Annotated in this window: 8 protein-coding genes; 2 read left to right on the top strand and 6 right to left on the bottom strand. The window is 33.3% G+C overall.

Annotated features, from left to right (window positions below; translation table 11 throughout):
- Positions 1 to 133: 133 nt before the first annotated feature.
- The 6 genes from ggt to E4J94_RS05710 form a co-directional block, all read right to left on the bottom strand.
- On the bottom strand, positions 134 to 1,801 hold the full coding sequence (gene ggt, locus E4J94_RS05735) for a gamma-glutamyltransferase (protein ID WP_135834895.1): 1,668 nt from the start codon (positions 1,799 to 1,801) through the stop codon (positions 134 to 136).
- 76 nt (positions 1,802 to 1,877) lie between these two features.
- Entirely contained in the window at positions 1,878 to 4,679 is a 2,802-nt protein-coding gene (locus E4J94_RS05730; RefSeq protein WP_135834894.1) for a TonB-dependent receptor, read from the bottom strand.
- Positions 4,680 to 4,919: 240 nt separating this feature from the next.
- Entirely contained in the window at positions 4,920 to 8,006 is a 3,087-nt protein-coding gene (gene infB, locus E4J94_RS05725) for a translation initiation factor IF-2 (protein WP_135834893.1), read from the bottom strand.
- 63 nt (positions 8,007 to 8,069) lie between these two features.
- Positions 8,070 to 9,305: a transcription termination factor NusA gene (gene nusA / locus E4J94_RS05720; RefSeq protein WP_135834892.1), complete on the bottom strand. Its 1,236-nt coding sequence runs from the start codon at positions 9,303 to 9,305 to the stop codon at positions 8,070 to 8,072.
- A gap of 15 nt (positions 9,306 to 9,320) precedes the next feature.
- Positions 9,321 to 9,782 (bottom strand): ribosome assembly cofactor RimP, encoded by a 462-nt coding sequence (rimP, locus tag E4J94_RS05715; RefSeq protein WP_135834891.1) that lies wholly within the window; start codon positions 9,780 to 9,782, stop codon positions 9,321 to 9,323.
- Between the two features lie 110 nt (positions 9,783 to 9,892).
- A complete protein-coding gene (locus tag E4J94_RS05710) occupies positions 9,893 to 10,378 on the bottom strand; it encodes a DUF456 domain-containing protein (RefSeq protein ID WP_135834890.1) in 486 nt (161 codons plus the stop codon).
- A 77-nt stretch (positions 10,379 to 10,455) separates the two neighbouring features.
- Between E4J94_RS05710 and E4J94_RS05705 the strand changes: the two genes are divergently transcribed.
- Both E4J94_RS05705 and E4J94_RS05700 read left to right on the top strand, forming a co-directional pair.
- Positions 10,456 to 11,727 carry a mechanosensitive ion channel family protein gene (locus E4J94_RS05705; RefSeq protein WP_135834889.1) on the top strand — a complete coding sequence of 424 codons (1,272 nt, stop codon included), beginning with the start codon at positions 10,456 to 10,458 and terminating at the stop codon, positions 11,725 to 11,727.
- Complete coding sequence (locus E4J94_RS05700; RefSeq protein WP_135834888.1) at positions 11,724 to 12,449, top strand: pyridoxine 5'-phosphate synthase; 726 nt, start codon at positions 11,724 to 11,726, stop codon at positions 12,447 to 12,449. Before E4J94_RS05705 ends, E4J94_RS05700 begins: the two co-directional genes overlap by 4 nt.

Below are 12,449 nucleotides of genomic sequence, written 5' to 3'. Positions count from 1 at the left end.
GAAGTCAAAAAATAAAGCTTGATTAATATTCACGAATCGACTAATTATTTTCCGAAAAACAAAACACCAAAATGTTAATTATCAATAAAATAACAAAACCACTAAATATTTAGTGGTTTTGTTATTTTATTGATTAATATCCTATAGCTTTATCATCTCCTCGTGGATCTGCACCTGCTTGATATGTTCCGTCTGCATTGACCAAAATTCCTTCTACACGCCCGTAAGTTTTACGTTCTTTCAATGTATAGCCTTTTTGTTTTAAAGATTCGCGAACGTTTTCTGAAATTGCATTTGGCTCATAATCGATTCGGTCTGGTAACCATTGATGATGAAACCTTGGTGCTGCAACAGCTTCTTGCATTGTCATTCCGAAATCAACAACATTTAAAATTGCTTGAAAAACTGACGTAATAATTGTAGAACCTCCTGGAGTTCCTACAACCATAAACAGTTTACCATCTTTCTCTAAAATCGAAGGTGTCATCGAACTTAACATTCTTTTCGAAGGTTCAATCGCATTTGCTTTTCCTCCAACCAAACCATACAAATTCGGCGTTCCTGGTTTTACAGAAAAATCATCCATTTCATCATTCAATAAAAATCCTGCACCTTCTACAACAACCAAAGATCCATACGAATTATTCAAAGTAGTCGTTACGGAAGACGCATTTCCATCTTTATCAACAATTACATAATGTGTTGTTTCCATCGATTCTTTACCGATTATTTCTCCCGCTTTAATTGCTGAACTTAGTGTTGCTTTATCAAACGAAAAACCTTTCATTCGATTCACATTATAACTTTTGTCCAACAATTGTTTTTGTGGAACATTTATAAAATCTGGATCACCTAAGTGTTCGGCACGATCTGCATAAACACGACGCTCAGCTTCGACCATCACTTGAATTGTAGAATCTGCCTGAAATCCCCATTTGTTGATTGGATAATCTTCGATAGATTGAAATAATGAAACCAATGCAATTCCTCCACTTGAAGGTGGTGGCATCGAAATTACTTTAAAACCTTTGTAATTTCCAGAAACTGGAGTTCTCCAAACCGATTGATATGATTTTAAATCTTCATGCGAAATAATTCCGTTCCCACGTTTCATTTCTTTCACTATTAAATCAGCAGTTTTTCCTTCATAAAAACCAGCTCTACCCTTTTGCTGAATTAATTTTAACGTATTTGCTAAATCTTTTTGAACCAATAAATCTCCTTCTTTCCAAGATGCTTTAGAAGTTAAAGCATTCATTTTTGAATTATATTTTACAAAATCATTATGCTTATTTGTCAATTCGCTCGCTTGCTGTTTTGTAATTTTAAATCCTTTTCGAGCTAAATTAATAGCTGGCTGAACTAATTCTTTCCAATTTAATTTTCCATACTTTTCGTGTGCTTTAACCATTCCATCTACAGTCCCAGGAACACCTGCTGAAAATTGCCCATATAAACTAAGATCCTTAATTGCATTTCCATCTTTATCCCAATACATATCTTCGAAAGCTTTCAAGGGAGCTTTTTCACGATAATCTAACGCATCTGTCTTTCCTTTCGCATCACGATAAACTAAAAATCCACCACCTCCAATATTTCCTGCATTTGGATAAACAACCGCCAACGCAAACTGAACTGCAATAGAAGCATCAATTGCATTTCCTCCTTTTTTCAGAATTTCAACTCCAACTTTTGAAGCTTCGGGATGAGCCGTCACAACAACTCCATTTTTGTATGACTCTTGCGCATTTAAATTAATAATCGCGAAGAATGAAACTATTATTAATGATATTTTTTTCATAAAATCGATTTAAACAAAAATACCAAACCTCTATCAATTACGACAAAGATTTGGTAAAACATATAAACTATTTCAATTATAAACTTAATGATAAACGTGCAAAAGCAAATCTTCCTCCTGTCCCGAATTGTTGACCAGTACGTGAATACACGAAATATCCTGCCCCTCTGTTACCTCCTATTTTAGTTTCATCAGGATAGATATCAAACAAATTATTAGCACCAATCGTTAATGATATATTTTTATTGAAGGCATAACCAAAACTCAAATCAGTTACAACTTTTGCGCTATACGTTTGAGCGTCAGCTATTGTATTTGTAGCCGCATCAACCTTTCCAAAGTAAACATTTCGTAAATAAACATTCCATTTATCAAGTGAATAATTAAGCGATAAGTTAACTTTTGTACGAGGAACTGCGGATTCTAAATAAATACGACTTGAACGATCAAAATAAGTAGACTCTTTGCCTTTCAACAAATCCGAAGCATGTACGTCTCCAACTGCATTTGTTTTACTAAATGTTGCCGATAAATCTCCACGTAACTTTCCACTACCTAATCGATCTTGATAAGTTAAAACAATATCTAAACCTTTTGTTTCAGTATCAATTGCATTTGCAAAGAATCGTGCAGAAGTTGCATTTGCTTGCTGTAATAATTCATAAATCTCTTTATCCTGAGCAGAAGCTGTAGGTGAATTACTTCCTGTAAATGCCCCTGTATAAATTACTCGATCATCAATTCTTATGAAATATCCATCAACGCTTAATTTAAATTTTCCCCAATTTGCAGTAACTCCTGCTGAAATACTTTTTGACTTTTCTTCGTTTAATTTTGGAATTCCTAGTAGTTTTGCGGCGCGACTATCATTTGTGAATGTCCCTGAATTTGAAATCACTCCTTCTTGGAATACACTTGATGTTGCACTAAAATACAATTGATGCAAAGATGGTGCTCTAAAGCCTGTACTTGCTGCTGCTCTAAGTACATAATTTCCTAATTTATATCGTGTAGAAATTTTACCATTTAGTGTTGATCCAAAATCTGAATAATCTTCATAACGTAATGCTGCTGCAACCAAAAAATCTTTCGTAAAATTGAACTCTGTATCCAAGTATGCAGCAACAGAATGACGGTTCGCATTTACTTCATTCGCTGGTAAGAAACCTGGAAAAGCTTGTGCTCCTCCTCCTAAAGGTATACCATTTTCAGCAAATAAAGTATTAATATTCCCGTTAAAATCTTGTACATAAATTGGTTTTCCATTTCCGTCAACACCAATCTGACGAACTTTACCATAATTTGCATAAGATGATTCTTCTCCTCCTACAATTTGATAATTTTCGTAACGAAACTCTGCTCCAAATGCAACATTAATACCTGCTAAAGCATCATCAAAAAAACGAGTAAAATCTAAATTGGTAGTATTTTGAGTGAAACGATATCCTCCAGCTTCAAAAGAAGTTGGTGATGAATCTTTCATTGAAGCATTTACTGTATTTTTAACTCCAAAATCAATCGTGTTATTTCCATAAGTATTTGAAAAGTCAACTTTCCAACCGTTAATTTCACTACGAATCCCAGCTGCTAAAGAGCGATCGTAATTATTGGTTTGAATTAATGGTAAATATCCATTAGGATAAATAGATGCAACAGTTTGATGTAATTGAGCAGGTTGACGTCGAAAAGCGGCTGATTCTCCTAAACGATAATTCAATCCTCCAAAAGCATAAATTTCTGTTTTATCGGAAACGGGGAAAAGTGAATTAATAAAAATCGCACCTCCTTCATTTTTTGATTGTCCAATACGCGAAACGTAATCAGCGCGTGTTTCTCCACGACGTGCTAATTCTTCCTCAGTAATATCTTTTCCTGTTGGATTTGGATATAAATCAGGGCGATTATAATCGGAAAAAATTGTTCCTGTAAATTCTTTTTGACGATTGAATGGTTGACGTTTATCATAAGAACCTGCAACATTTACAAATCCACCTTTTTCGCCAACTTTTACACCATAATTTACATTTGCTTGAAATGTTTCTCCGTCAAAACTATCTTCCGCATTTTTCGAAAGATTTCCTCCATATGAAATAGATGCACGTAATTTATCAGTAGAATCTTCTAACACAATATTTATAACCCCTGCAATAGCATCAGAACCATATTGAGCTGCAGCTCCATCACGAAGAATTTCAATTCTTTTAATAGCTGAAGTCGGAATAGCATTCAAATCTGTTCCGACAGATCCTTTACCAAAAGATCCATTAATATTAACTAATGATGTTGTATGACGACGTTTTCCATTTATTAAAACTAAAACTTGATCTGGACCTAAACCTCTTAAAGAAGCAGGATCGATATGATCTGTTCCATCGGAGATAACTTGTGTATTCGAACTAAAAGATGGTGCTACATAATTTAAGATTTGATTCAACGAAACTTGTCCTACATCCTTTGTCACCTCTTTAATATCAATCACATCTACTGGTGTTGAAGAATCTAATTGTGTTCGTCCAACTGCGCGAGAACCAATCAAAACAACTTCGCTAAGATCAGTATCAGAATTAATTGATTGTAAAAAAAAATCTAAAGAAACTTCATTTTCATCAATCACATTAATCGTTTGCGTCGTTGTTGGCTCACCTATTTTCGAAACAATAATTTCATACTTTCCAGGCACTAGTGTTAATTGATATAAACCGTCTGCATCTGTTGTTGTCGTGATATTAGTTCCTTTTACATTAACTGTTGCTTGATCGATTGGTCCATTTACATCTTCAACCGTACCTATGACTTTGGTTTGGGCAAATAAAAAAGTTCCGCCAAGAAGAGCAGTGAGAAAAAATATTTTTTTGAGTGAGTATAATTTCTTGTTCATATTTACAATTTTAAAAGTCTAGCAAATTTATAGACTTTATAGAATATAAAGCAAGTCGTTTTTAAATAAAATAAAAGAAAACTTTAAATTAATGTTAAACGTTAATTTTATTCTAAAAATTAACTCAATAATAGAGTAATATTCTATATAAAAACTAAAATACTGAATAATATTAAATAAAAATTCATAAAAAAAGGAGCTCAATTTGAGCTCCTTTTTAAAATATTTATTGAGAATTGATTATTTCAATTTCTTTTTAACCTCTACAGTTTCGTAAGCTTCGATAATGTCACCTACTTGAATATCATTAAAGTTTTTGATGTTAAGACCACATTCATAACCTTTGTTAACTTCTTTCACGTCGTCTTTGAAACGTTTTAACGAAGCTAATTCTCCATCATGAATTACAACACCATCACGAATGATTCGAACATTAGAGTTTCTATAAACTTTTCCGTCCAATACCATACATCCAGCAATTGTACCAACTTTAGTAACTTTAAATGTTTCACGAACTTCTATATTACCAGTTACTTGTTCTTTCAATTCAGGAGATAACATACCTTCCATCGCTTCCTTAATCTCTTCAATTGCAGCATAGATAATAGAATAAGTTCTAATTTCTACTTCTTCTTTATCTGCAATTTCACGAGCAGAAACACCTGGACGAACATTAAATCCGATAATAATCGCATCTGAAGCAGAAGCTAACAATACGTCAGATTCTGTAATTTGTCCAACACCTTTATGTAAGATATTAACAATAATTTCTTCTGTCGAAAGTTTTTGTAATGAATCTGTCAATGCCTCAACAGAACCATCCACATCTCCTTTCAAGATAATATTTAATTCTTTAAAGTCTCCTAAAGCAATACGGCGTCCAATTTCATCAAGTGTGATGTGTTTTTGTGTACGAATAGTTTGCTCACGTTGTAATTGATCTCTACGAGTTGCAATTTGCTTCGCTTCGCGTTCGTCTTCATAAACTTTAAACTTATCTCCTGCTGTTGGCGCACCTGCTAAACCTAAAATTGTAACTGGTGTAGAAGGACCTGCAACTTTGATATTGTTTCCACGCTCATCTAACATTGCACGTACTTTACCATGGTGAGATCCTGCTAATACATAATCTCCAATGTTCAATGTACCTGTTTGTACAATAATTGTTGATACATATCCACGTCCTTTATCTAATGCAGCTTCTACAACTGTACCAGATGCTTTACGTTTCGGATTAGCTTTAAGATCTAATACTTCAGCTTCTAATAAAACTTTTTCTAATAAATCTTCAACTCCTAAACCAGATTTAGCCGAAATTTCTTGAGATTGGTAAGTACCACCCCAGTCTTCAACTAATAAGTTCATTTGAGCTAATTGCTCTTTTACTTTTTCTGGATTAGCTGCTGGTTTATCAACTTTATTAATTGCAAATACCATAGGTACTCCAGCTGCTTGTGCGTGAGAAATTGCTTCACGAGTTTGAGGCATGATTTGATCATCCGCCGCAATCACAATAATTGCAATATCCGTTACCTGAGCACCACGAGCACGCATCGCTGTAAAGGCCTCGTGACCTGGTGTATCTAAAAACGCTACACGTTTACCACTTGGCAATGTTACGTTATACGCTCCAATGTGTTGTGTAATACCTCCAGACTCACCTGCAATTACGTTTGCTTTACGAACATAATCTAATAAAGATGTTTTACCGTGATCAACGTGTCCCATTACAGTCACAATTGGCGCACGAGTTACTAAATCTTCTTCGTTATCGATTTCTTCCTCTTCAGTTGAAATTTCTTCTTCAGCATTAGCAAAAACTGCTTCGAATCCAAAATCATCTGCAACTAATTGAATTGTATCAGCTTCAAGACGTTGGTTCATAGTAACCATGATTCCCAATGACATACATGCAGAGATAACTTCTGTAACAGAAACATCCATTAACGAAGCTAATTCATTAACCGTTACAAATTCTGTTACATGTAAAGTTTTGTCCATGTCCATTGCTTCTTGCTCTTGCTCAGCAAACTCACGACGTTCTTTACGTTTGTCTCTTCTATGTTTAGCCCCTTTAGATCCCTTTCCTTTGTTTGTAAGTTTATCTAGAGTGTCTTTAATTTGTTTTTTAACATCTTCGTCAGAAAGTTCTACTTGAGGAACTCTTGGTCCACGATTGTTTCCACCTCTAAAGTTTCCACCACCTTGACGATTTCCGCCTTGTCCGCCTTGACGGTTTCCGCCTTGACCTCCTTGGCGATTTCCGCCTTGTCCTTGACCTCCTTGACGGTTGTTATTATTTCCTCCTCCATGGTTGTTATTTCCACCTTGGCGGTTGTTATTGTTTCCTCCTCCGTGGTTGTTATTTCCACCTTGACGATTGTTATTGTTTCCTCCGTTTTCTCCAGTTTTTGCTACATCTTCTGGTTTAACGTTTTTCTGGATACGTTTGCGCTTTTTCTTGTCAGCAGCGTTATTAGCACCTTTTTGATTCCCTTTTTTATCGTCAGTTTTTTTCTTATCAAATTTAGATAAGTCAATCTTTGCACCTGTAAAATTAGGTCCATCTAATTTTGTGTAGACAGTTTCAATTTTTTGAGGTTCAACTGCTGCTACTTCTTCAATTTCTTCTTTCTTCACTTCAGGCTTCGCTTCCGTTTTTATTTCAGGCTTTTTTACCTCTTCCACCTTTTTAGGTTCTTCTTTCTTCACCTCTTTTTTAACTTCCGCCTTCGGTGCTTCCGCTTTTTTAGGTTCTGCTTGCTCTTTTTTAGAAGCTGGAGAATCTTGCTTTTTAGGTTTACCTGTATTATTTATTTTATCAAGATCTATCACTTTAATCACTTTTGGACCTTTCTTTTCCTCTTTTGATTCAGTTTTTATTTCAGCTTTTGGAGCTTCTTCTTTCTTGATTTCTTCTTTTTTTACTTCTTCCTTTACCTCTTTTTTTATTTCTTTGGCTTTAGGTTTCAAAGCTTCTAAGTCTATTTTTCCAACAGTCTTTGGTCCTTCCAATTCAACTTTCGTCGTTTCAATGATTTCAGGTTTTTTTTCTGCTGGTTTTTCAGTTGCAGCTTTTGCTTCTGCTTCTTTCTTTTCAGCAGCTTTGATATCTGAAATTTTGTTAATGACTACTTCACCGGAAGCTTGCTTTTGTTTAGCATCAGATCGGAACTCATTAACTAAAATATCGTAAGTTGGCACATCGATTTTAGAGTTCGGATTTTTTTCTACTGTTGTACCCTTCCCTTCTAAAAAATCAACAGCTCTATCTATTGATATATTTAATTCTTTTAATACTTTACTTAATCTTATTGTTTCCGACATATGAAGCTAATCTCTTATTTTAATGTTTGCAAATGTATGAATTGTTTATGACTTGAGTATGAATTAATCTTCAAACTCTTCTTTTAACACACGGATAACGTCTAAGATTGTCTCTTCTTCTAAATCCGTACGTTTAATTAAATCATCCACATCTTGTTCTAAAATACTTTTGGCAGTATCTAACCCGATAGCACTAAATGCTTCGATTACCCATGCATCGATTTCGTCTGAGAATTCTGATAATTCTACGTCTTCGTCTTGGGCTCCTTCTCTGAAAATATCAATTTCCATTCCAACTAATTTAGAAGCTAAACGAACATTGTATCCTCCTTTACCAATCGCTTTTGATACTTCGTCAGCATTTACGTAAACTAAGGCTTTGTTTTCTTCTTCATTAATTTCAATATTCGAAATTTTAGCTGGGCTTAAAGCACGTTGAATGAATAAACTTTGATTGTTTGTATAATTAATTACATCGATATTCTCGTTACGTAATTCACGCACAATAGAATGAATACGAGATCCTTTCATTCCTACACAAGCTCCTACTGGATCGATACGATCGTCATAAGATTCTACTGCAACTTTTGCTTTATCTCCAGGAATACGAACTACATTTTTGATTGTAATTAATCCGTCTAAAATTTCTGGAATTTCTTGTTCAAATAATTTCTCTAAGAATTTTGGTGATGTTCTTGATAAAATAATTTGAGGTTTTGCTCCTCTTAATTTTACATCATCAACTACAGCACGCAATGTATCTCCTTTTCTGAAAAAATCTGAAGGTATTTGATTTTCTTTTGGTAAAATCATCTCGTTTTGTTCATCATCAATGATAATCACTTGTTTGTGACGTACATAATGAATCTCTCCCGTTACAACTTCTCCAATTAATCCTTTAAATTTCTCGTATAAGTTAGAATTATCATGCTCCATTACTTTAGAAACTAATGTTTGGCGTAATGTTAAAATTGCACGACGACCTAATGCTTCAATCGGAATTTTTTCCGATACTTCCTCACCTACTTCGAAATCTGGCTCTATTTTACGTGCTTCAGATAATTCTATATCTGTTGCATCGTCTTCAGAAAAACCGTCTTCTACAACAATACGGTTGTGCCAAATCTCTAAGTCTCCTTTATCAGGATTCACAATAATATCAAAGTTATCATCTGTACCATATTTCTTTTTCAAAACACTTTTTAGTGTTTCTTCTAAGATTGCCATAAGCGTGATACGGTCGATATTTTTATCGTCTTTAAAATCTCCAAAAGACTCGATTAATGCAAGATTGTCCATTAAACTTTAATTTTTTTAAAAGGTGACTTTTATAATCGCTTTCTTGATGTCAGCGTAATTTATTTTTTCTTCGTGTTCTACTGTAATTTTCCCTTTTCCTAAAGGTTTCGGTTCGCGTGCTTCCCAAAAAATTGTAACACCTTCTTCATCGGCTTCCACAATTTCACCTTCCATCACTTTGTCTTCTAAAGTAGCTTCTAAAGTTCTACCTATATTTTTTGCAAATTGACGTGGTATGGTTAAGTTACTACCTACACCAGGAGAAGAAACCTCTAATGCAAAATCACACTCTTCTCTATCAAGATTATGCTCTACATGTCGGCTTATTCTTACAATTTCTTCGACTGAAAGACCTTCGTCTCCATCTGCTAAAATAATAATCTTATCATCTGGAGTGACTTTCCAATCGATAAGAAACAATGACGGATTTTCCGCAATTGCTTCGTCTATCAGCTGTTTTACTTTACTTGAATCCATATACAACAAAAAAGAGAGCTATAACCAGCCCTCCTCCATTTATTTCTTTAAATTCTTTGCAAATATAGGTAAATATTTTTTACTGACCTAATTTCAATCATTTAATCTGATTAATTCATTAATTGGTAAATAAATATTCCGATAAATATTAACGTTAATATAATATCGTAACCTGTTGTTAAAATAAATCCTACAAAAGATCCAAATGCAGATTTTAATGCAACTTTTGGTTCTGCTGCACTAAATATTAATTCTCCTAATAAAGCTCCAATAAATGGACCAACTATAAAACCAATTGGAGGAAAGAATAATCCAATAATCAATCCAATTATAGATCCCCAAATACCAAATTTGGTTCCGCCTAATTTTTTGGTCATGTAGGCAGGTAGCAAATAATCTAAGAGCGCACCTATTAATACGAAAAGTCCTGCTATAATTATCGTTCCCCAATTATAACTACAATCTCCACTAAATTTAAAAACCAACAATCCTACTAATGCTAATGGTGCTCCAGGCAGAATAGGCAAAACAGTTCCAACTAAGCCTACAACCAACAAAATTCCACTTATAAGATTTAGTATACTATCGTTATCCATTATTTTAGTATTTTAAAAACTGTAACTTTGCATTAACAAATCGATCAAATCTATTTAAAAAACTCAATTAACAGCTTATGCAAGATAAATCTTTTTATGAAGAATTTTCTGATGGTGTGAAATTTTTTTTTAATCAATATTTTAAAATTGACTTATCTGAGAATCTCTTTACTTTTTTTGAAATTGTTAGTTGGATTGCAATACTTTTTGTTATTGATTTTGTTTTAAGAGCAGGGATTTTACCACTTCTCAAAAAATTGAAAAATTTTACTGAAAATGATTGGTTAAAATTTTTATATTCAAACAAAGTTTTCATTTCTACAATCCATCTTATTCCAATAAGTTTTGCTTTAAGTATGAATCAAATTTTATTTAAAGATGATGGAAATGTGTACATTATTGTTCAACGCATTACAGAATTAATCTCTTTAATTGTATTTACACAACTTGTTTTCAGAGTCATTAATACTACTATTGATGTTTACAATGAAGAAAATAGTTATACAACAATTGGTGTAAGAACTTTTGGGCAAATGTTAAAATTTATCATAACATTTTTCTCTATCATTTCTGGAATAATGATTTTGTTCACAGTAGATAAAAACACAATTATTACAGTACTTGGAGCTTTAACAGCCGCTGTTTTACTAATCTTTCGTGATGCGATTTTTGGCTTTGTTTCAGGATTACAAATATCTTATTCTAGAATTGTAAAAGTTGGAGATTGGATTACCATTTCAAAAGGTGATATGGAAGGTATTGTGAAAGAAATCAATATTAATTTAGTAAAAATAGAGAAATTTGATAAATCTATTGCGACTGTACCCACAGTGGATCTAGTTTCTTCTCAAGTTACCAACCATATGGCGATGCTAGCAACAGGCACACGTCAAATAAAACGTTCTGTTTCATTTAATGTCAATTCATTTCAATTTTGTAATGAAGAAATGTTAGATCGATTCGAAGATATTACATTAATTCACAAATACATTCAACAAAAACGACAAGAAATCACATTGTTTAATCAAGATATTGAAAATTCAGATCTCGATATTAATGGTAAAAACTTAACCAACATTGGTGTTTTTAGAATTTATGTTGAACATTATTTAAAAAGTTTAAAAACTGTTTCTCAGAAGGATCCAATCATTGTAAAGCAATTACCTGTTTCACCACTTGGAATGCCTTTAGAAATTGGCTGTTTTACAACTTCTGCGAGTAATTTAGAATTTGAAAGAATTCAATCTGATATTTTCGATCATTTATTGACAGCTTGTCGTAAATTTGACTTAGAAATTATGCAAAGTATTTCTCTTTCTGATATTAAAAATTATAATATAAAATCATGACTAAATTAAGTGTTAATATAAATAAAATTGCCACAATTCGTAATGCGCGCGGTGGAAATACTCCAAACCTTGTAGAAGCGGCAATCAAAATTCAAGACTTCGGTGGACAAGGAATTACGATACATCCACGTCCAGATGAACGTCACATTCGTTACCAAGACGTTTATGATTTAAAACCGATTGTTACAACAGAATTTAACATCGAAGGAAAACCGATTGATAGTTTTATGGAATTGGTTTTAAACTCTAAACCAGAACAAGTTACCTTGGTTCCTGATGCAGAAGATGCAATTACATCAAATGCTGGTTGGGATACTATCAAACATTTTGATTATTTAACAGATGTGATTAAAACCTTTAAAGATGCTGGAATCAGAACATCCATTTTCTTAGATCCAAATCCTGCATTAATTGAAAGTGCTGCAAAAACTGGTACTGATCGAATCGAATTGTACACAGAAGAATTTGCAACGCAATATGGTTTAGGAAATCTTGAAGCAATCAATCCTTATAAAGAAACAGCTAAATTGGCAATCGAAAATGGCTTGGCTGTAAATGCTGGACACGATTTGAGTTTAGATAATATTGAATATTTTATTCGCGAAATTCCAACAATTGCAGAAGTTTCTATTGGACACGCGCTAATTTCTGAAGCTCTATATTTAGGTTTAGAAAATACGATACAGGCATATTTACGTAAAATTGAATTAGCAAATTTGTAA

It is taken from the genome of Empedobacter tilapiae (assembly GCF_004785645.1).
Taxonomy (GTDB): domain Bacteria; phylum Bacteroidota; class Bacteroidia; order Flavobacteriales; family Weeksellaceae; genus Empedobacter; species Empedobacter tilapiae.
Note: the sequence above shows the minus strand (reverse complement) of the source record. Positions and strands in the feature narration are given on the sequence as shown.